13 protein-coding genes and 1 tRNA gene are annotated in these 21,467 nt (G+C 63.5%); 9 read left to right on the top strand and 5 right to left on the bottom strand.

Annotated elements, in window-relative coordinates:
• Both lpxA and lpxB read left to right on the top strand, forming a co-directional pair.
• The coding region (gene lpxA / locus SYN65AY6A5_RS01795) for an acyl-ACP--UDP-N-acetylglucosamine O-acyltransferase (RefSeq protein ID WP_099883776.1) at positions 1–796 on the top strand (796 nt) is incomplete at its 5' end.
• Entirely contained in the window at positions 793–1,983 is a 1,191-nt protein-coding gene (gene lpxB / locus SYN65AY6A5_RS01790; RefSeq protein ID WP_011430780.1) for a lipid-A-disaccharide synthase, read from the top strand. The genes lpxA and lpxB, both read left to right, overlap by 4 nt.
• Before the next feature lie 2 nt (positions 1,984–1,985).
• Here the strand turns inward: lpxB and SYN65AY6A5_RS01785 are convergent, their stop codons facing one another.
• The gene (locus SYN65AY6A5_RS01785) at positions 1,986–3,047 is read right to left on the bottom strand and encodes a DUF1611 domain-containing protein (protein WP_099883774.1); all 1,062 of its coding nucleotides are present in this window, start codon (positions 3,045–3,047) and stop codon (positions 1,986–1,988) included.
• A gap of 4 nt (positions 3,048–3,051) precedes the next feature.
• A complete protein-coding gene (locus tag SYN65AY6A5_RS01780; RefSeq protein ID WP_240530539.1) occupies positions 3,052–4,131 on the bottom strand; it encodes a dipeptide epimerase in 1,080 nt (359 codons plus the stop codon).
• A 427-nt stretch (positions 4,132–4,558) separates the two neighbouring features.
• Here SYN65AY6A5_RS01780 and SYN65AY6A5_RS01775 point away from each other — a divergent pair, with 427 nt between their 5' ends.
• The 6 genes from SYN65AY6A5_RS01775 to SYN65AY6A5_RS01750 all read left to right on the top strand — a co-directional run bounded on the left by SYN65AY6A5_RS01775 (position 4,559) and on the right by SYN65AY6A5_RS01750 (position 16,854).
• Positions 4,559–6,622, top strand: coding sequence for a GspE/PulE family protein (locus tag SYN65AY6A5_RS01775; RefSeq protein ID WP_206336842.1), 2,064 nt, complete (start codon positions 4,559–4,561; stop codon positions 6,620–6,622).
• Between the two features lie 160 nt (positions 6,623–6,782).
• Complete coding sequence (locus SYN65AY6A5_RS01770) at positions 6,783–7,925, top strand: type IV pilus twitching motility protein PilT (protein WP_099834829.1); 1,143 nt, start codon at positions 6,783–6,785, stop codon at positions 7,923–7,925.
• 160 nt (positions 7,926–8,085) lie between these two features.
• The gene (locus SYN65AY6A5_RS01765; protein ID WP_011430786.1) at positions 8,086–9,312 is read left to right on the top strand and encodes a type II secretion system F family protein; all 1,227 of its coding nucleotides are present in this window, start codon (positions 8,086–8,088) and stop codon (positions 9,310–9,312) included.
• A gap of 51 nt (positions 9,313–9,363) precedes the next feature.
• Positions 9,364–14,097 carry an MG2 domain-containing protein gene (locus SYN65AY6A5_RS01760; RefSeq protein ID WP_099883771.1) on the top strand — a complete coding sequence of 1,578 codons (4,734 nt, stop codon included), beginning with the start codon at positions 9,364–9,366 and terminating at the stop codon, positions 14,095–14,097.
• A gap of 77 nt (positions 14,098–14,174) precedes the next feature.
• Entirely contained in the window at positions 14,175–15,806 is a 1,632-nt protein-coding gene (locus SYN65AY6A5_RS01755; protein ID WP_099883769.1) for an alpha-D-glucose phosphate-specific phosphoglucomutase, read from the top strand.
• A 160-nt stretch (positions 15,807–15,966) separates the two neighbouring features.
• Positions 15,967–16,854, top strand: coding sequence for an alpha/beta fold hydrolase (locus tag SYN65AY6A5_RS01750; protein WP_168173373.1), 888 nt, complete (start codon positions 15,967–15,969; stop codon positions 16,852–16,854).
• Here the strand turns inward: SYN65AY6A5_RS01750 and SYN65AY6A5_RS01745 are convergent.
• Positions 16,851–17,312: an HHL1-like protein gene (locus tag SYN65AY6A5_RS01745; protein ID WP_011430790.1), complete on the bottom strand. Its 462-nt coding sequence runs from the start codon at positions 17,310–17,312 to the stop codon at positions 16,851–16,853. The genes SYN65AY6A5_RS01750 and SYN65AY6A5_RS01745 overlap by 4 nt on opposite strands.
• Positions 17,313–17,427: 115 nt before the next feature.
• On the opposite strand from SYN65AY6A5_RS01745, the gene SYN65AY6A5_RS01740 reads away from it, so the two are divergent.
• Positions 17,428–17,501: transfer RNA gene (locus SYN65AY6A5_RS01740), tRNA-Pro, on the top strand.
• 99 nt (positions 17,502–17,600) lie between these two features.
• On the opposite strand, the gene SYN65AY6A5_RS01735 is transcribed toward SYN65AY6A5_RS01740, so the two are convergent.
• Both SYN65AY6A5_RS01735 and folD read right to left on the bottom strand, forming a co-directional pair.
• Complete coding sequence (locus tag SYN65AY6A5_RS01735) at positions 17,601–20,207, bottom strand: DUF3536 domain-containing protein (RefSeq protein ID WP_099813033.1); 2,607 nt, start codon at positions 20,205–20,207, stop codon at positions 17,601–17,603.
• A 330-nt stretch (positions 20,208–20,537) separates the two neighbouring features.
• Positions 20,538–21,407: a bifunctional methylenetetrahydrofolate dehydrogenase/methenyltetrahydrofolate cyclohydrolase FolD gene (gene folD, locus SYN65AY6A5_RS01730; protein ID WP_011430792.1), complete on the bottom strand. Its 870-nt coding sequence runs from the start codon at positions 21,405–21,407 to the stop codon at positions 20,538–20,540.
• Between the last annotated feature and the right edge of the window lie 60 nt (positions 21,408–21,467).

The following is a 21,467-nucleotide window of genomic DNA, read 5'->3' as shown; positions in this document are numbered from 1 at the left end:
GGTTATCGGCGAGCATGTGCGCATTGGCGCCCGTACGGTGGTGGGGGCCCACGTGGTGATCGATGGTTGGACAGATATTGGCGAGGACAACCAGATTTTTCCGGGGGCGGTGCTGGGCAGGGAGCCTCAGGATCTGAAGTACAGCGGCGCGCCCTCTCAGGTGGTGATCGGCAAGGGCAACCGCATCCGCGAGTTCGTCACCATCAACCGAGCCACCAATGAAGGGGAAGCGACGGTGGTCGGCGATCACAACCTGCTGATGGCCTACGTCCACGTCGCCCACAACTGCGTCATCGAAAATCAGGTGGTGATCACCAACGCTGTCTCCCTGGCTGGCCACATTCACATTGAGTCGCAGGCGCGCATCGGCGGCATGGTCGGGCTCCACCAGTTTACCCGTGTGGGGCGCCTGGCTATGGTGGGGGCCATGAGCCGGGTGGATCGCGACGTGCCGCCTTACATGTTGGTGGAGGGGCACCCGGCCCGCATCCGGGGCCTTAACTTGGTGGGGCTGCGGCGGGCCAAGGGGATGGAGGGATCCCTGCCGGCCTTGCGCCAGGCCTACCGGCTGCTCTACCGTTCCGGTTTGCCCCTGGAAAAAGCGCTGCAAACGCTGCGGGAGAGCCTGCGAACCGAGAACGGGCAGAGCGTCCTTTCCCTAGAGGGGAAAGAGCTGGTGGACGAGACGGGATCCCTGCTCCATCTGCTGCAATTTTTGGAAGATTCCCTTTCCCAACCCCAACGGCGCGGCCCTCTGCCGGCCTTGCGCCGCAGCAGAGAAGAGGACGACCTGTGAGCCATCTGTTTATCTGCACCGGAGAAGTCTCCGGGGATCTGCAGGCCGGCCATCTCATCCGCGAGTTGCTGCGCCAACGCCCGCACCTACGCATCACGGCAGTTGGGGGAGAGGAGATGGCCGCTGCGGGGGCCAATCTGTTGCACCGCACCACGGAGATCAGCTCTATCGGCATTCTGGAGGCTCTCCCCTTCGTCGGCCCTGCCCTATGGACGGAGTGGAAGATCCGCCGCTTCCTGGCGCAAGACCCGCCTGATTTGGCCATCCTGGTGGATTACATCGGCATCAATAGCCGCATCGCCCGCCTGTTGCAGCGGCGACGCATCCCTGCCGTTTACTACATTGCCCCCCAAGAATGGGTGTGGTCGCCCAACAGCCGCCTCACTTACCGGCTAGCCCAGCAGATGCGACTGATGGTGGCGATTTTCCCTGAAGAAGCCCGCTACTACGCCGCAGCAGGTGCCCAGGTTTGCTATGTGGGCCACCCCCTGCTGGATATTTTGGCGAGTGTACCCGGTCGCGCTCAGGCCAGGGCTGAGTTAGGGATCCCTGAGGAAGCGATGGTGGTGGCGCTGCTGCCGGCCTCCCGCCGCCAGGAGCTGCGCTCGGTTTTGCCCATCTTGCTCCAGGCAGCGCGGCTGTTGCGGGCTCGCCTGCCCCAGGTGCGGTTTTGGGCGCCGCTGGCCTCGCCCCGCTTTGCCGCCCCGATTGCCCGAGCCGCCCGCCGCTATGGGCTGGAGGATCTCACCCTTCTCTTGCCTCGCCCTTCGCCTCCGAAGGCGCATCACCTGCTGTTGGCGGCCGCCGACCTGGTGCTGGCCAAGTCGGGAACTGTCAACCTGGAGGCGGCCATTTTGGGGATCCCGCAGGTGGTGATCTACCGCCTCAACCCAATTACCTTTTGGCTGGCCCGCCATTGGCTGAAGGTGTCGGTGCCCTTTATGTCTCCCCCCAACTTGGTGCTGATGCGCCCCATTGTGCCGGAACTCCTCCAGGAGGAGGCCCAGCCAGAGCGAGTCGCCCAACTGGCCTTGGAGCTGCTGACTCGGCCCGAGCGCCGCACCCAACTGCAGGCCGACTATGCTGCTATGCGGGCAGCGCTGGGGGAGCCGGGAGTTTTGGCCCGCGCCGCCAAGGCCATCCTGGAAGTGCTCGACAGCGAAACTCGCCCTAAGGGAGATCCCTGAGGCTAGCCTGTCGAGAGAATGGCATCCAAGAGGGGATCCGCCCCAAAGCGCACCACGTCGGTACAGGGCCGCCCGGTCTCCACTTCCACCTGGCGGATCTGGGCCAGGGCGGCTTCCTCCTCCCAACCGAAGGTATTGAGGGCCACCCCCACCACCGGCACGGGGGCAAAGGCGCCGGCAGCTCTGGCCACCTGTTCGTACAGCTCGATGACCTTACGCAGGGGAGGGATGGGTACGTAGTCCATCCCTTTGATGTGGGTTTGCCCAGCTCGGTGGACCAAGATCAAGTGGGTGGGCTGGGATCCCCGCAACAGGGGCAGGGTTGCTGTAGAGGCGGGGTTGAGCAGGGATCCCTGGCCTTCGATGTGCAGGATGTCGTGGTCAAATCCATAGCGCAACACCAGTTGCTCCACAGCGCCGCTGGCGTAGTCCACCCGCACCGCATCCAGGGGTATCCCATCGCCGCTGATGAGGATCCCGGTTTGTCCGGTGGCCAAAAAGCGGGAGCGCAGGCCGCGCTTCAGGCTGGCCCGGTGCAGTTCCAGGCTGGTGGACATTTTGCCCACGGCCATATCGGTGCCCACCGTCAGTACCCGCCGACAGGGGAGAGAGCGAGCTAGGCCCCTCCCTACTCCCAGACCAGGGGGTTCGCGGCGAATGTCCCAGATCCAGGCTCCCGGCTGCAGCCACTGCCGCAACTGGGCATCTTCCGCTAGGGGGGTGTGCAGCCCGTTTGCTAAAGACAAGCCGGCTTGCAGGGCTTGGCAGAGCTCCTCCCGCCACTCAGGGGGCAACTGGCCGCCGGAAGGAGCGATCCCAATCACCAACACCTCGGGGCCGTAAACCAGCGCCTCTTGCACCGAGGCTACGATGGGAATGTCTTTGGCAATGCCCGTGAGTTGGGCCAGGGATCTCCCCGCCTGCTCCCGGTCAATAACCGCCACCACCGGGAAGGGCCCATACCGAAGCAACCCCAGCCCTGTTTTGCCGTGCTCCCCCAACAGGCCGCCGTGGAGCAGGACGGCCACGCGAGTTTGTCTGGAGAGGGATCGCCGTTGCCCCATGGTGCTACTCCCGCAACTCCACCCCCAAGCCAGGTCGGTCAGTGGGGATAAGACAACCCTCCTGCACCAGAGCTCCGGAAAAGGGATCGTCGATGAGATTGAGGTGGCTGTCTAAGTCCACGTAGTCCACCAGCGGCGCTAGGTGGGCCGCCGCCGTGTTGCCCAGGGCGGTGTTGCTGTAGCAGCCCAGCATCACCTGGAGCCCATAGGCTTTGGCGGTGTGGATCATGCGCCAGGCTTCGCTAAGGCCGCCGCACTTCATCAGCTTGATGTTGATGCCGTGCACCCGATCCACCAGGGCGGGAATATCGCGGCTGTCGAAACAACTCTCATCCACGAAGATGGGCAGCTTCGACTCGTGCCAGAGGGTGATCAGCTTCGCCTCCTGTCCCCTCTCCAAGGGCTGCTCCAGGTAGCTCACCCCCTGCCCCGCCAGCCAATTGCTCATGCTCAGGCTCTGTTCCACCGTCCAGGCACCATTGGCGTCCACAGTAATCAGGGATCCCAGCGGGATCACCTCCTGCACGGCAATCAGCATGTTCTGATCCGCCATCAGCCCCAAGTCGCTGCCCAGCTTGATCTTGAAGGCCCGCGCTTGGGTCTGTTCCATCCAGGCCAAGGCACGCTGGCGGGCCGCCTGAGGGGTGGAAATGCCAATGGTCAAAGTGGTGGGCGGGATGCGGGAGCGATCCAGTCCCCACACCTGCCACAGGGGCATCCCCAGACGTTTGCCCATCCAATCGTGCAGGGCCATGTCTACTGCTGCCCGCGCCGCCGAAGGGATCCCGGCCCGCAGCAGTTCCGCCTCAATGGCCTGCCGCTCCCAGGGGGAGTGGCGGCGTAGGATCCCTTTGGCCACCTCCAAACCCACCAAGATATCCTCCAAAGACTGGTGGCAGTCCTCGCTCACCGAGAAAGGACAGGCCTCCCCCCAGCCCTCGATCCCCTCCTCTTCGATCCGCACCCAGGCCAGCGTGGCCTCGGTATAGGTGCCGCGGCTGAGGGTGAGGGCATAGCGCTTGTGAACGGTAAAGGGTTCGACGTAGAGCCGCATGGGCAGTTGCAGCGAGGTAATCCTGAACAAGTTGGGCCGACTCCGTCCCTTTGAGCTTAGCTTGTCCCCCGAATTTCCCATCAGCTTGGCGTTGCCCGCCCTATTTTCGACCGATCTCAGCCATTGGCAGAAGCTGTCTCGAGAAAGGGGACAAGTTAGCAGGCTTCTCCCGTCGGAAAGGCTCGCAAGCCGCCGGCCTGCTCCCCATCTTAAGCTGATCCCTCTCTGGAAGCAGGCCCCCAACCGGCCCCGTGGATCCGGCGAAGATCCCGGCCTGACCAGACAGGCGTCACCACCCTGCCGGAACTAGGAAGGGGGATTTAAGTTTCAACCAAGTTGGGGCATAGTAAGGCCATGGGCAGCGCCCTTTGGGACGCGCAGGCCTGCATGTCCCCACCGTTGATCCCTGCGGTTAACTGCAGTCATTATGTGAATACATCCTGGGTGGCCCGGCAGCATGAATGACCTTCCTACTCCTCTAACCCGTCGCAGCGTTGCGGCCAGCAAAGCCCTGGCCATTGCCAACGTCAGCATCACTCCTTTCGGCCGCAAGCTCAAAGAGCTGGGCTTTGCCGACGATAAGCAAATCCAGGACATCCAAAACGCCCTCAAAGCCGATCGCGAAGGGGGCAGCAAGGCCCTAGCCCTGGTGGTCAAAGAGATTGTCGGCAAAGAGATCACCCCTGACCTGGAGCGGGCCTACAAGCGGCAGCAGCTCTTTGAGCTGAAAATCATCTACGGGATCCCCCCCCTCGACATCGATTTGGAGCCGGTGGAGATCTCGGAGATGATCGGGCTCATCGACTCGCTCTTGCCTCTCGACATCTGCAACCGCTACAAGTTCTTGCCCATCCGCCGCCAAGACAACCAAGTGCTGGTGGCGATGGTCAGGCCGGACAACCTGCAGGCGCTGGACGACATCCAGCGGCGCTTCCGCATCCAGGGGCTGAAGCTGCAGCGGCGGGTCTTCACCCAGCGGGATTTCGACGCCCTGATCAACCGCTACATGGATGCCCAGGCGGAGCTGCTGGCCATCAAGGGGATCAACGACGCGGCTGCTGCCCAACAGGAAGAAGAAGAAGAGGTGGTGGTCAACACTGCCGAAATCGATCTGGATGCTATTGAGGATGTGGCTGCCGATGAGGCCGGCGAGGGATCCCTGGAGCAGCAGGTCAAATCGGCAGATGATGCCCCGATTATTAAACTGTCCAACCAGATCCTGGTCAAGGCCCTGCAGGACGGGGCGTCGGACATCCACATCGAGCCACAAGAAGAATACCTGCGCATCCGCTTCCGCAAAGATGGGGTGTTGCGGCAGGCTTTTGAAAACTTTCCCAAGAAGATCGTCCCCGCCCTCACCGCTCGCTTCAAGATCATGTCCAACCTGAACATTGCCGAGCGGCGCATGCCCCAGGATGGGCGGATCCGGCGGGTCTTCAAGGGGCGCAAGGTGGATTTCCGCGTCAGCACCCTGCCCTCCCGCTACGGGGAGAAGATCGTGCTGCGGATTCTGGACAACTCCGCCACCCAGCTCGGCCTGGACAAGCTGATCACCGACCCAGAGACCCTGGCCAGCTTCAAGGAGGTTGTCAGGCGACCCTTTGGCCTGATCTTGGTAACCGGGCCCACCGGATCCGGGAAAACCACCACCCTCTACTCGGCGCTGGCAGAAGTGAACGATCCCGGCATCAACATCAGCACCGCCGAGGATCCCATCGAATACTCCCTGCCGGGGATCACCCAGGTGCAGGTGATCCGAGAAAAGGGCATGGACTTTGCCATGATCCTGCGCGCTTTCTTGCGGCAAGACCCGGATGTGATCCTGGTGGGGGAAACCCGCGACCACGAGACGGCCAAAACCGCCATCGAAGCCTCCCTCACCGGCCACCTGGTGTTGACCACCCTGCACACCAACGATGCCCCCGGTGCCATCGCCCGTCTGACGGAGATGGGGATCGAGCCGTTCATGATCTCCAGCTCGCTGTTGGGGGTGCTGGCCCAGCGCTTGATGCGTCGGGTATGTACCGAGTGTCGGATCCCGTACCACCCCACATCCGAGGAGTTGGCCCGCTATGGCCTCAGCCTCAGCGGCGACGGCGAACAGCTCACCTTCTACAAAGCCAACAAGCTCTCCCCCAAAGAGATCGAGCAGCGCAAAGCCACCGGCAAGCCCATCTGCGAGAAATGTGGGGGCGTGGGCTACAAAGGCCGCGTGGGGGTGTACGAGTTCATGCGCATGAACGACCGCCTGGCCGAGTTGATCAACAAGGGGGCTCCCACGGAGGTCATCAAGGAAGCCGCTGTCGAAAGCGGCATGAAAACCCTGCTCGCCTACAGCTTGATGCTGGTAAAGCAGGGCCTGACCACGCTGGAGGAGGTAGATCGGGTTATCCTCACCGACAAGGGTTTGGAAACGGAGCTGAAGGCCCGTGCCAAGGCCCTTAGCACCTGCCGCAACTGTGGCGCCGCCCTGCAGGTAGACTGGATGGATTGCCCCTACTGCCTGACGCCGAAGTTTTAGGCAAGGCGCCTGGCTCTTGACGCCGCCAAGGTGCTGATTATAACAGTCCTATACGAGTCCTGGAGGGTTGCCTCTAGCCCGGCTTTAGAAGGGTTTTTCATCGACAACTCCTAGGTCGAACCCAGCCTGACTCAGCTTACCGATTGGAGACACCAGCCCTATGCCACAACTCATGATCGAAGACCTGATGGAAGAAATCGTCCGCAGGGGCGGTTCTGACATCCACATCTCAGCCGGTTTGCCCCCCTATTTCCGCATCAATGGCGAACTCCAGCCAACCGAGCACGAGCCCCTCACCCCTGAGGAGGTGCAGCGGCTCATTTTCAGCATGTTGAACAACACCCAGCGCAAACACCTGGAGCAGAACTGGGAGTTGGACTGCTCCTACGGCGTGCGCGGGATCGGGCGCTTCCGCGTCAACGTCTACCGGGATCGCGGCACCTACGCCTGCGCCATGCGGGCGCTGGCCTCTGAGATCCCCAACATCGACAAGCTGGGCCTGCCGGATGTGTGTAAGGAGATGGCCCGTCTGCCTCGGGGCCTGGTGTTGGTGACCGGCCCGACGGGATCCGGCAAGTCCACCACTTTGGCCGCTATCATCGACTTCATCAACCGCGAGCGGGCCGAGCACATCCTCACCATCGAGGATCCCATCGAGTACATCTACACTCCCATCCGCAGCATCATCCACCAGCGGCAGTTGGGCGAAGACACCAAGAGCTTTGCCAATGCCCTGCGGGCGGCGATGCGGGAAGATCCGGATGTGATCCTGATCGGGGAGATGCGGGATCTGGAAACCATCCAGTTGGCCATCACCGCCGCCGAGACCGGCCACCTCTGCTTTGCCACGGTCCACACCAGCTCTGCCGCCCAGACGGTGGATCGCCTGGTGGACGTGTTCCCGCCGGAGCAGCAGCAGCAGATCCGCGTGCAGCTCTCCAACTCCCTCAAGGCCGTCTTCTCGCAAACTTTGGCCCGCCGCCTCAACCCCAAGCCGGGAGAGCCCGGGCGGGTGCTGGTGCAAGAGATCATGGTGGTGACGCCGGCCATTGCCAACCTGATTCGGGAGGGCAAGACCGCCCAGATCTACTCGGCCATCCAGACGGGCGGCAAGCAGGGCATGAAGACCCTGGAGCAGGATCTGGCCAACCTCTACCTGCAGGGCAAGATCGACTTCGAGACGGCCATGTCCAAGACCTCTCGCCCTGAGGAGTTGCAGCGGCTGTTGGGCAACGTTGCCGGGCCCTCGCCAGCCGCGGCAGCTCAACACCAGCGTCCAGCGGGGGTTGCCGTCCGTCGTTGAGCCACAGCGCCGCGTCCCGGGGTGAGGTCTTCTTGCCGATCTCTGGCCGCCGCCTCAATTTGTGGCTAAGCTCTAGCTGAGAAAGTTAGTTGCCCAAAGTTCGGGGGCTGGATCCCACAACTCGAACCCTCTCATCATGAGTTTGAATCGGGGGTAAGCTATGCCGCGCTACAAGGTTCGGGGGTTAAAGGCCGGTCAGCCGGTACGCCTGACGGTGGTGGCCAACAACTTGACCGAGGCGCGTGCACGGCTGCGCCGAGAGGGCGTTTTTGCCAAGCCAGAGGACATTCAGGAAGAAAAGCCCTTTTTCTCGCTGGAGACCTCTTTTGATTTCTCGATGCTGGGATCCATCGACATTCGGGACAAGGCGGTGTTCTCGCGGCAATTTGCTGCCCTGATCAACGCCGGCGTGTCGATGGTGCGCTCCCTCACCATTATGGAGGAGCAAACCGGCAACCCCAAGCTCAAAAAATACCTGCGGGCGATTCGGGCGGAAGTGGAGGCGGGGAAAAACCTGTCCGATTCCATCCGCCCCTATCCGGATGCCTTTGACGGCCTCTACTGCAGCATGGTGCAGGCGGGGGAGGTGGGCGGCGTGCTCGACGAGGTGCTCAACCGCCTGGCCAAGCTGCTGGAGGACATGGATCGCCTGCAGAAGCAAATTAAATCGGCCATGACCTACCCGGTGGTGGTGACCATCTTGGCCGTCTTAATCTTTTTGGGCATGGTGCTGTTTATCTTGCCCACGTTTGAGAGCATCTACAACGACTTGGGGGGTGAGCTGCCCGCCTTTACCCAGTTTTTCATCAACATCAGCAAGTTCCTGCGCACGCCCCAGTACAGCTTGGGCCTGGTGGGCTTTCTGGTGGCGGTCTTCTTTGCCTTCCGCCGCTTTTATCGCACCCCCGCCGGCAAGGAGACCATCGACGCGCTGGCCCTCAAGCTGCCCATTTTCGGGGATCTGATCCAGAAGTCGGCGGTGGCCCGTTTTTGCCGCACCTTTGGGGCCTTGACCCGCTCTGGGGTGCCGGTGCTGACTTCGTTGGAAATTGTGCGCGACACTTCCGGCAACCAGGTGGTGGCCAACGCCATCGACGCCGCCCGCCAATCCATCTCGGAAGGGGGCCAGATCGCCCCGGCCCTGGATAAGGCCAAGGTCTTCCCGATCATGGCCATCCAGATGATCAGCGTGGGCGAAGAGACGGGGGAGCTGGATGCCATGCTGATGAAGACGGCGGACTTCTACGAGCTGGAGGTGGAGGAGGCGGTGCGCGCCCTCACCAGCCTGCTGGAGCCGCTGATGATCGTGATCTTGGGGGGGATGGTGGGCTGCATCATCGTGGCCATGTACCTGCCGATGTTCAACGTGTTCGAGCTGGTGAAGTAGCGACCCCGTCCCCAGGGCAACCAGGACACATAGGGAGGAGGAAGGGATCCCATGCTGCGGCGCTGGTTGGTGGCCCTGGGGGTGTTCTTGGCCGTGGGGCTGGCGGTTTTGCTGTCGGAGCCGCCGACGGGATCCCTGACGGGGCGGGTGGAGCTGCCGGCAGGGGTGGCGCCGGGGAACGTCCAGGTGATTGCCGCCGGCCCGGTGAGCCGCAGCGTCAGCCCGTCTGCGGAGGGCGAGTATCGCTTGGATCAATTGCCCGTTGGGGAATACCGGGTGACGGTGCGGGGATCCGGCCTGGAAACCGTCTTCAGCGAGAGGCCTGTGCAGGTGCGGGAAGGGTCAGTAGCTTCTGCTCCTCTCCTGCGCCCGCAGCTTCTGCCCCCCAGCCTCTACCTCTACAGCACCAGCCAGGTGTTCACGACCGCCGAGCCGGCGCGGCTGGAGTGGAGGGCCAGTGGCTTGAGGGCGGTGCAGTTTGCCGTTTACCGCTTTTCCCTGGCCGATCTGGAGGGATCCCCTCGCTTGCGGAATTTGGCCCTCGGCTACGGATCCCTGGATCCGGATTTGTATTCCACCCTGCGAGGAGAGCTGCTGCGCCGTTGGCAGCAGCCGCTGGGGGGAGAAGAGGTGACCCGCACCTTGGATCTGGGGATCCTGCCGCCGGGGGCCTACTGGCTGGAGGCGGAAGGACAGGAGCCGCTGAACCCGAGTGCACCTTTGCCCCGTTCTGAGGAGTGGCTTTTGGTAAGCGACCTGGGCCTAATCCAGAAACAGGATGCCAGCCAGTTGGTGGTGCAGGCGGTGCATTTGCAGGAATTGCGTCCTCTGCCGGGGATCCAGATCCAAGTTTTTGGGGAGTGGGGGGATCCCTTGACGGCCACCACCGACGAGGAGGGGCTGGCCCAGTTTAGCTTGCCGGCGGGGGAGAGATCCTCGTTGGTGGTCTATGGCCGCAGCGCCGACAACACGTTGCAGGTTTTGTCCCGCAGCTACACCTACGGCTGGAACCAGCCGTACCGCATCTACGCCTACCCAGACCGCCCCCTCTACCGCCCCGGCCAGACGGTCTATTTTCGCGCCCTGGTGCGGGAGCAAGGCCGCCTCACCCCGCCCCCGGCAGGCCAGCCGCTGCAAGTAACCCTCGCCGCTCCCAACGGCGATGTGCTGGAGGAGCAGACCCTGGCCACCAACGCTTTCGGCAGCGTCCACGGGCAGTTTCAATTGCCGGAAGAAACCCCCCTGGGCAGCTACAGCCTAGAGTGGCAGTTCCAGGGATCCAGCCGCGAGTCCACCGACTTTGGGGTGGCAGCCTACCGCAAACCGGAGTTTGAGGTGACGGTGGTGCCCGACCGGCCTTGGCTGGTGCGGGGGGGATCCCTGAAGGCTCAGGTGGAGGCCGAGTATCTTTTCGGCGCGCCGGTGGCCCAGGCCCAGTTGCGCTATCGGGTTTACAGCAGCCCCGACTGGAGCCTGCGCTACGGGCTGTTGCCCCGTTCTGCGGCAGAAGACTATTTTGCCAATGACCTGGGAGAGGAGCAGGGCTACTACGGCGGCTACGGCCAGTTGGTGGCGGAAGGGGAAGGGGTGACGGATGCCCAAGGGCGGGCGGAGTTTCGCCTGGATCGCCTGCTGCAGGATCTCAACTGGGAAGAAGACAGCTACTGGGGCCCCCAAGAGGTGCAGCAACTGCGCATCGAGGTGGAGGTGACCGATATCAGCCGCCGGACGGTAACAGGATCGGCGCGGGCCTGGGTCACGGCTGGCGAATTTGCTCTGTTTGCGGAAGTGAACCGCCACCTGCCCGCTCCGGGGGATACCCTCACCTACCGGCTGCAAGCCCGCGATTACGATGGCCGCCCCGTCAGCGCCACCGGAGAGCTGAGCCTGGAGCGCTGGCGCTGGGATCCCAAGAGCAGCACCTACCAACGGCAAGGTACCCTGCTGCGGCAGCCTTTTCAGATTGTCAACGGGGAAGGCAGCCTCGACCTCCACCTGCCCGCCGACCTGGAGCCGGGAGACTACCGGGTGCGGTTGACGGCATGGGATCCCCGCCGTCAAAGTGCTCCGCACCGCTGGCGCGAACGGGTGCAGGAGGTGGACTATCTCTGGGTGGTGGAGCCGGGCAGCCCCCTGCAAAGCTGGGGATCCCTGCCCAGCCTGGAGGTGGTGGCGGATCGCCAGATCTACGAAGTGGGGGAAGAGGCCCAGATCCTGATCGCCTCGCCGCTGCCGGATCTGCCGGTGCTGGTGGGCCTGGAGGGATCCCGGCTGCACCAGGTACAACTGCTGCGCCTGCAGGGGCATACGGCCACCCTGCGCCTGCCCATCCGGGAGGAGTATCGCCCCAACCTCTACGTCACCGCCACTGTCGTTGGCCCAGAGCGGCGGCTGTACCAGAACGAGGCGCTGCTGCGGGTCTCGCCGCTGGATCGCTTTTTGCAGGTGGAGCTGCAGACGGATAAGCCCACCTACCAGCCGGGGGAGACGGCCCGAATTCAAATCCGCACCCGCAATGCCCAAGGGCAGCCGGTCAGCGCCGAGGTGGGGCTGGGGATCGTGGACAATGCCCTCTACCTGCTCCGGCCCGACTTTACCCCCGATATCCGCCGCTTCTTCTACGGGCGCCAGGACAACCAAGTCACCACCACCACCTCTTTCCCGCAACAATATCCCGGCGGCGCCGACAAGCTGGCCGGCCAGGTGCGGGAAGACTTTCGCGACACGGCTGCCTGGTTCCCGGATCTGGTTACCGACGCCGATGGCCTGGCCCAGGTAGAGGTGCGCTGGCCGGATAACCTGACCACCTGGCGCTTGACTGCCCGCGCCGCCACCGCCGACACCCAGGTGGGATCCGCTCTTGCCACAGTCTCGGTTAGCAAAGACCTGTTGGTGCGCTTGGCAGCTCCCCGCTTTTTCCGGGTGGGGGATCAACTCACCTTGGCCGCTGTTGTGCAAAATCGCACCACAAAAGCCCAGGCGGTGGAGGTGGGGCTGGAAGTGCCCGCCAACTTGGCGTTGCAAGGCCCGGATCGACAACGCCTTACCGTGCCGGCCCAGAGAGCGGAGCGGGTGGAATGGCCCCTGCGGGTGCTGGGGGCCGGCGAGACCCCCCTGCGGGTTTGGGCACAAGGGGAGGGGCTGCAGGATGCGCTGCAACTGCGGATCCCCAGTCAGCCCTTAGGGGCAGTGCACCGCTTCTTCCAAACGGGGCGGCTGCAGGAGGATGGCCTTGAGCTGCCTTTGGATTGGCCGGCCACCTGGGTGCCGGGATCCCGACACCTGCATCTGGAACTGGCCGCCAGCCCCGCAGCGGAGCTGTTGGGGCCCTTGGACTACCTGGTGCAGTTCCCCTACGGTTGCACCGAGCAGACTTTGAGCCGCTTTTTGCCCGCCTTGGCGGTGGCCCAGGCCGGCGAGCAGTTGGGCCTCAGCTTGCGCTTGCCCACCCTGGAGCGGCTGCCGCGGGTGGTTCGGGCCGGCCTGCAGCGGCTGGAGGAATCCCAGAACTACGACGGCGGCTGGGGCTGGTGGGCCTACGACACCAGCAACCCCTACCTGACCGCCTACATCCTGCAGGGCTATCATCTCGCCCAGGCCGCCGGCTACGCCCTCAAGGAGTGGCGGGTGCGGCGGGCTTTGGAGTATCTGGCTGGGCAGCCGTTCCAACGCCTCTCCCCCGATCTGCGGGCCTTTGTGGCCTACAGCCTGGCCCTCTGGGATCCGGCGCTGGTGACTGCCGAGCTGCCGCCGCCGCCGCAGCTTTCCACCTTTGGCCTGGCCTACCGCGGCCTGGCCGCCCTGCAACGGGGCCAGCGGGATCTCGCCCAGGCGGCTCTGGAGGAAGGTCTGCAACGGCGACAAAGGGATCCCCAGGGCCGCTGGTTTATTCCTGCCGCCTCCGCTCCGCCAGCCGGGGAACGCCCCACCTACGACGACCTGGAGGTGGCCGGGCCCCTCCTGCAACTGGCCGTGCGCCTCCAGGATGGCCGCGCCGGGGAGATCGCCACCGCCCTTCTCCAGCAACGGCAGGACAACCGCTGGCGCACCACCAAAGCCACCGCCGACGCCCTCCTGGGCCTAGTGGCCCACTACCAAGCCCAGCAACAGCAACAGCCTGGCCCCCGCCAGGTGCGGGTGCAAGATGGGGTAAGCGGGGCGCAACTGGCCCAGTGGCAGGCCGGTCCTCAGGATCCTCGCCAGGTGCTGGACTGGGACGACGCCGAAGTGAGTAACCTGCGCCGCCTGCGCCTGGAAAAATCCGGCCCCGGCCCCCTCTACTACAGCCTGCGGGGAGAGGCCTTTCTGCCGGAGCTGCCGCCCCCCGACAGCCAGGGCTTCACGGTGAGCCGCCGCTACTTCCGCCTACAGCCCCAGCCCCAAGCCAATGGCGAGATCCGCTACCGGGAACAGCTCCTGCGCCCCGGCGAGGCGGTGCGGGCGGGCGAGGTGCTCCTGGCCCGGCTGACGGTGGAAGCTGAGCGGGATAGCCACTACGTGGTGATCGAGGATCCCTTGCCCAGCGGCGCCGAGATCACCTCCCGGGATCCGCGAGGGCTTGCCGCCGACTACTGGTGGGACTGGTTTTGGGCCCATCAAGAGAACCGGGACGACCGGGTGGCCTTCTTCAGCACCGAGCTCAAGCGGGGCCGCCACGAGTTCGTCTACCTCTTCCGTCCCGAGATCCCTGGCCAATTCCAGGTGGCCCCTGCCCTTGTCGAGGAGATGTACGATCCCAGCCGCTATGGCCGCAGCGCTGGCCAGGCGCTCAAAGTCCTGCCCTGAGCTTGAAGCTGCCCAGGGATCCTCCCTAGAGGCCCCAACGATGAGATAGTAGAGGGGCGAGCAGAGTTGGGCAGCCTATGATCCTGCGCACCGTGGCCACCATCCCTTTTCCCGACCAAAAGCCGGGCACCTCCGGCCTGCGCAAGCCGGTGCAGGTGTTCCAGCAGCCCCACTACCTGGAGAACTTCATCCAATCCACCTTTGACGTCCTCGAGGGATCCGCCGGCCAAACCCTGGTGGTGGGCGGAGACGGCCGCTACTACAACCGGGAAGCCATCCAGATCCTGCTCAAGATGGCAGCAGCCAACGGCATCGGGCGAGTACTGCTGGGCCGGGGTGGGATCCTCTCCACGCCAGCGGTTTCCTGCTTAATTCGCAAATACGGGGCCTACGGCGGCATCATCCTCTCCGCCAGCCACAACCCCGGCGGCCCCCAGGGAGACTTCGGTATCAAGTACAACATCGGCAACGGCGGCCCTGCCCCGGAGAAGGTGACCGAGGCCATCTACGCCCGCACCCAGCAGATCCGGGAGTACCGCATCCTGCAAGCCCCGGATGTGGACCTGGATCGCCTGGGGGAGCAGCGGCTGGGATCCCTGACGGTTTCCGTCATCGACCCGGTGGCCGACTATCTAGGCCTAATGCAGCGCCTGTTTGATTTCGACGCCATCCGCGACTACCTGGCCTCCGGGGTTCGCATCGCTTTCGACGCCATGCACGCCGTCACCGGCCCCTATGCCCACGCCATCCTGGAGGGAGCTCTAGGGGCGCCCCAGGGCAGCGTCCTCAACGGCCAGCCGCTGCCGGACTTTGGCGGCGGCCGCCCGGATCCCAACCTGGTGCATGCCCGCGCCCTGGTGGAGCTGCTGTTTCGAGAAGATGGGCCGGATTTCGGCGCCGCCTCCGACGGGGATGGGGATCGCAACATGATCCTGGGCCGCCGCTTCTACGTGACCCCCAGCGACAGCCTGGCGGTGTTGGCCGCCAACGCCCACCGGGTGCCCGGCTACCGGGAGGGGCTGGCGGGGATCGCCCGCTCCATGCCCACCAGCCAGGCAGCAGACCGGGTGGCGGCCAAGCTGGGGATCCCTTGCTACGAGACGCCTACCGGCTGGAAGTTTTTTGGCAACCTCCTGGATGCCGGCAAAGTTACCCTCTGCGGCGAGGAGAGCTTCGGCACCGGCTCCCACCACATCCGGGAAAAAGACGGCCTCTGGGCTGTCCTCTTTTGGCTCAACATCCTCGCCGTGCGGCGCCAGTCGGTGCGGCAGATTGTGGAAGACCACTGGCGCACCTACGGGCGCAACTTCTACTCCCGCCACGACTACGAGGGGCTACCGGTGGAGGTGGCCGAGGAGCTGATGGAGCACTTGCGGCGCTCCGTGGCAAGCTGGGTGGGGCAGCGCTTTGGCTCCCAAACAGTAGCCTATGCCGATGACTTCAGCTACACCGATCCCGTGGACGGCAGCACCAGCCGCAACCAGGGGATCCGCATCGGCTTTGAGGACGGCTCCCGCATCGTCTACCGCCTTTCCGGCACCGGCACCCACGGGGCCACCCTGCGGGTGTACTTGGAGCGGTTTGAGCCGGATCCCAGCCGGCACGGCCTGGATCCCCAGGTGGCCCTGGCCGAGCTGATCCAACTGGCGGATCACTTCGCCCAGATCCGCGCCCGCACCGGTCGGCAGCAGCCGGATGTGATCACCTGAGAGTTCTGCCGAGAAGCTAGATCTCTCTGGGGGGAGGGATTAGGGGCAATGGCCGGCAGAGAAAGACGCTCGAGAGTGGCGGTAGGATGAGGAGGTGGGGACCCTTCCACAACGCCTCCACATCTTTTTTCTGTCTGTGTTCACTGCTCCTCCTGCGAGTTTGGCAGCCGATCCCATTGCCCCTTTTGCTCCCCAAACCTGGAGCTGGCGGGGTCACGCCATTCGCTACGTCGTCCAGGGATCTGGCTCCCCACTGATTTTGGTGCATGGCTTTGGGGCCTCCATTGGCCACTGGCGGCACAACATCCCTGTGCTAGCGGCGGCGGGATACCGGGTCTATGCTTTGGATTTGCTGGGGTTTGGCGGCTCGGCCAAGCCGGCCCTTGCCTACAGTCTGGAGCTGTGGGCCGAGCTGCTGGCGGATTTTTGGCGGCAGCATGTGCGGCAGCCGGCGGTGTTCATCGGCAACTCTATCGGCGCCTTGCTCAGCTTGCTCATGGCTGCCCGCTATCCCCAGCTTGTTGCTGGAGCCGTGCTGCTCAACTGTGCCGGCGGTCTCAACCACCGCTCCCACGAGCTCAGCCCGCTGGCCCGCCTTTTCATGGCCACCTTCACTGCTCTGGTGGCCTCGCCGGTCACGGGGCCCCTTCTGTTTGATTGGGTGCGGCAGCGGCAGCGGATCCGCGCCACTCTGAAACAGGTGTACTGCAACCCTGCCGCCATCACTGACGAGCTGGTGGAGATCCTCTACGCCCCTTCCTGTGAGCCGGGAGCGCAGCAGGTGTTTGCCGCTGTTCTCACGGCTCCCCCTGGCCCTACGCCGGAAGCGTTGCTGCCCCAGGTGCGCTGTCCGCTGCTGGTGATTTGGGGGGAACGGGATCCCTGGACGCCTATTCAGCGGGGTCGCGGCTTTCAAAACCATGTGCAGGGGATCGACTACCAATTTTTCCCTCTTCCCGATACGGGCCATTGCCCCCACGACGAGCGCCCAGAGATTGTCAACCCCTTGATTTTGAGCTGGCTACCCAAAGCCTTTGCCACGGCTTAGCCTTTCTTGGAGGCTTGGGTAGTTCTTTTGCCCAGGCCCAGCCACTTGCGCACCCTGTCTATCCAGCTCTGAAGGGGCGAAGGCTGGGGCCGAACTGCCACCTGAATGGGCTCGTCTTGAAACTCTTTGTCCTTAAGGCGAAAGCCAAACTCCAGCTCGTCTTTGACTTTGCTAAGACGGGGAAAGAGGCGGACGGCTGCTTTTTTGAGCTCTTCCTCGTTTTGGAAGATGGCCTGGTGGATGGCGCTGGAGCGACTGACCGCCAGGGATCCCACGGGCAGCCAGGGGTTGGGTTTGCCGGGCTCAGCTTGGCGGCGCCGGGCAAAAATGGCGAACTCCGGCATCCCCTTGGCTTTCAGCTCGTCGTAGCGTTTGGCGGCTTCCTTGCGCTTGGCCGTGTTGGCCTTGGCCGGTTTCTTCTCTGGCTTGGATTGGCTGAAACCCTTGGGCTGACTCATACTCCAGTAGGGCAACGGTGGATCCCCATAGCTTAGCGCAGAACGACTCCCGCCCGCGGGAAGATGCCATGCATGGCATGCTATACTTACAAAGCCTTGGATTTGGATTGCTCCTCGGGATGTAGCGCAGCTTGGTAGCGCACTTCGTTCGGGACGAAGGGGTCGCAGGTTCGAATCCTGTCATCCCGATAGATTCAGGAAAATGCGGGGCAACGGCCATCCTTCGAGCCTAAGGCCCTCTTCCCCTTGGGCAGCAGAGGGGCAAAAGCGCAGCCTGCGGCACTCAGATCACTGGTGGGGTTGTAGGTGACGCAGCCAGGCGTTGACGTTAACGCGGAGCCGCTGCCCAAGCTGGAAGAGGCGGCGCAAGGTTTCGCCAGGGATCTCCTGGCCTTCTTCTCGAAGGTGGGTTGGGCCGCTCGCGCTCCCTTCAGCCAGATGCAGTTGAAGTTCTCTCTGCCGTTCCAGACCCAGCAGGTAGAGCTCCTGGAGGCGATCCAGGTTGATGGGCAGGCGCAGATCGTCAGCTAGTTTTAGCCACTCCTCCAGGTTGTGGAGCTGTTCGCCAAAGCTCTCCGGCTCAAAATCGTGGGCAAGGTGCCACATCCCCCGCTGCAAGAGCCGATCCAAAACCCGGGCCGCCTCCTCCCGCCGCAACTGACACCCCAACTGCTCCGCCTCGCGGGCAATTGCTCGCAACTCCAGCAGGTGATCCTGCTTGCCCCCTTCCACTTCCATCGCCCGCAAGCTGCTCAACAGGCGCTGGTTGAGAGTGATCTGCGCGGCAGCCAACAGCTCTTCCGGGATCGGCAGGCCATCGGCCCGAAAAGCCATCAAAACCCCGTAATTTTCCAGGTAGGTTTGGCGATAGAGCTGGGCCAGGCGATCTAACGTGTCTTGGGTAAGCCAGCGCAGCATCTGCTGCCGGTCTTCCTCAATCAGGGCGTTGAGGTCAAAGGTTTCCGGGCCAAACAGCTCTTGCAGGGTTAGGACTAGCTGGATGCGGCTGCGGGATCCAGATAGCAGGGTGGCTTTCAACTGCTCGTAGCTGCGCCGCCCTGTAAACGGCTTAACCCCACACTGAAAGTCCCAGCCGCCCAGATGGAGGAGAGCGTAGATGAGGTCGTGCTCTTCGCCGGTGTTGGGAAAGGCGAGCTTCACCCGCCCGACGAGCAGTGTGGATCCCCCTATAGCCAGGCGCTCCTGATCCACCGGCTCCAGCATATATCCGGGGGCTCGGGGCATGCCGTTGCACAGGGAAAGCAGGGCGTGCTGGGCCACCAGCCGCTGTGGGCTGATCAAAGCGGGGCGCACCAAAGCCCAGTAAACCCCCTTGCCATCTCTGTATAGGTCGAGGTTACTGGGAGCCTTGCTCAAGCGGCCCAGAAACTCTTCTTCCAGATCCACATCCGCCACTGCTGCCGCCAGCTCGATGGCCCGCGCCGCGTAGCGCAGGATCTGCACTCCCTCAGGACGCGAGAGCTCCTCGAAGAACCAGCCGCAACTGGTAAACATCAACTGGCCGTAGCGCTGCATCTCCAGTAGGCGCAGCACCTGCACTCGGTCTTCGGCAGTGAGGCGGTGGCTCTGGTGCTCCTGCAAAAACGCCTCGCAGCGCTCCCGATCCAAGATCACCTCGATGTAGCGATCCCGAGCCAGCCAGGGATCCCGCAGGTAGGCCTTGGCCTCCGTCTCGTAGATCTCGGCCAACTGATCCCGCAGCCAGTTGAGGGCCTCCCGCAGCGGTTGCCGCCAGCGCTGGTGCCAGCCTGGAACCGCCCCACAGCCGCAGTCGCGCGACCACCGTCCTACCCCGTGGGCGCAGCTCCAGGCGGTGACCGGCTTCAGTTGCACCTCCCAGGTGGGGGGATGGTGGCTGAGGAAGTGGCCGTAGTTGCCCACCTGCCACCCCCGCCGGGGAAACTCTTCGCAAAAGGCGTAGGCCAGCGTGCGCTCCACGCTGCGCTTGTGGTGGCCAAAGGTCTCGCCATCGGTAGCACAGTTGATCAGATAGGGTTCCCCTTTTCTGTCAGGGCGGATGGCCAGCCGGATCCGCTCCGCCAGCGACTGGGTGCTGTAGACGATATCGCCAAAGCCAAGATCCCGGGAGATAGGGCCATCAAAAAAGAAAATGTCCAGGTAGCCGCTGCGATCCGGGGTAAAGCAGCGGTAGGGCCGGCTGGGATCGATCTGACCCTGGCTGACATCGATCCATTCCGTTTGACCCAAAGGGCGAATGCGCTGCGCCTGGCTGGGTGCCAAGATGACAAAGCGGATCCCGCAGTCGACTAAGGCTTTAACCGTTGCTGCATCGATAGCGGTTTCCGCCAGCCACATGCCCTCGGGAAAGCGGCCAAAGCGATGCTGGAAATCGGCAATCCCCCAGCGGATCTGGGTGTACTTGTCCCGCTCGTTGGCCAAGGGCAGGATGACGTGGTTGTAGACCTGGGCGATGGCATTGCCATGCCCCTCCAGCCGCTCGGCGCTGAGGCGGTCGGCAGTCAAGATGCGTTGGTACACTTCAACATCGTGCTCCTCCAACCAGGAGAGGAGAGTGGGGCCAAAGTTAAAACTCAAGAATTCGTAGTTATTGACAATGCGCACCACCCGCCCCTGCTCGTCCAGGATGCGGGCAAAGGCGTTGGGACGATAACACTCCGCCAGAATGCGCTCGTTCCAGTCGTGGAAGGGGGCAGCGCTGGGCTGGCGCTCAATGCGGTTTAGCCAGGGATCCTCCCGCGGCGGCTGGTAGAAATGACCGTGCAGCACCACGTAGGGAGCGGTGGTTGTAGCTCGCGGAGGCGGAGAGCTAGCATCAGCTAAAAAGGGAGCCGGATCCCCTTGCCCTGATTCGGCCGCCGGCATAGAGGCGTTTTTGGAGCCACTCGGCAGCATGAGACCCTACTCCTTGCCCGCCCTCGGAGCTTCAGTTCTGGGGAGACGGGCTGCTAGTTAACCTAAGTTCATATCCATACGTTACAGCGATCCCCGATCTGCGACTGTCAACGTAAAGGACTTGGACAAAAATTTGACGGCGAATAACTATTGCTTAGCAATCTTCTTGCGTTCCCCCAGCGAAGACTCTTGAGCAAGCCCGAAGATGACCCGATCTCACTGCCACTCGGAGTAACAAGCTATACAAAAAGCCTCACTGATGTCTCCAAGGCTCCCTCCTGGTGGCCGGCCATTGGCAGTTGTTCATGGATTTTGAGGACAGCTTCCAGGCTACAGGTGGCTGCGAAGCTTGTAGCTTTCCAGGGTGTTGGCCAGCAGCATCGTCACCGTCATCGGCCCCACGCCGCCTGGTACAGGCGTGATGGCAGCGGCCCGCTCTTTGACCGCTTCGTAGTCCACATCTCCCACCAACTGCTCAGATCCGTCAGGGTCTTGGATACGGTTAATGCCTACATCGACAACCACGGCGCCCGGCTTCACCATGTCTGCCGTGAGCAAGCGAGGACGCCCTACAGCCATGACCACAATGTCGGCACTGCGGGTTACTTCGGCCAGGTTGGGTGTACGGGAGTGGGCCACGGTAACCGTTGCGTCGGCGGCCAACAACATCAGGCTCAGGGGCTTGCCCACCAGGAGGCTGCGGCCGACCACCACCGCTTTTCGTCCGGCAATGGGGATCCCTTCCGCTTGCAACAGGCGCATCACACCTAGAGGCGTACAACTGCGCAGGCCGGGCTCGCCGCGCACTAGCCGGCCCAGGTTGAGGGGGTGGAGACCGTCCACGTCTTTGGCGGGGTCGATGGCCAGAAGGGGCGGGATGGGATCCCAGCCGGGGGGCAGAGGCAGTTGCACGAGGATGCCGTCGACGCGCTCGTCCTGGTTGAGTTGGGCGATGGCGTCGAGCAGATGGGCGGGGGAGTCTTGGGCGGAAAAATGGCGGCCAAAGGAGGCAATGCCCACTCGCTCACAGGCCCGCTCTTTGCCGCGCACATAGGCAGCACTGGCGGGATCCTCCCCCACCCGCAGCACCGCCAATCCCGGCGGACGCCCCACCCGCGGCAGCCAAGCTTGTACCTGAGCGGCCATCTCGGCTTGCAGCCGGCCAGCCAAGGCTTTGCCATCCAGGATCTTGGCAGACATGGGGGCCCCAGAAGACATCTTGACAACTTGACGATTGTTACGGGTCGAGCATTGTCCGTC

The organism is Synechococcus sp. 65AY6A5 (assembly GCF_002760415.1).
Taxonomy (GTDB): domain Bacteria; phylum Cyanobacteriota; class Cyanobacteriia; order Thermostichales; family Thermostichaceae; genus Thermostichus.
This window is presented reverse-complemented; position numbering and strand designations above follow the sequence as displayed.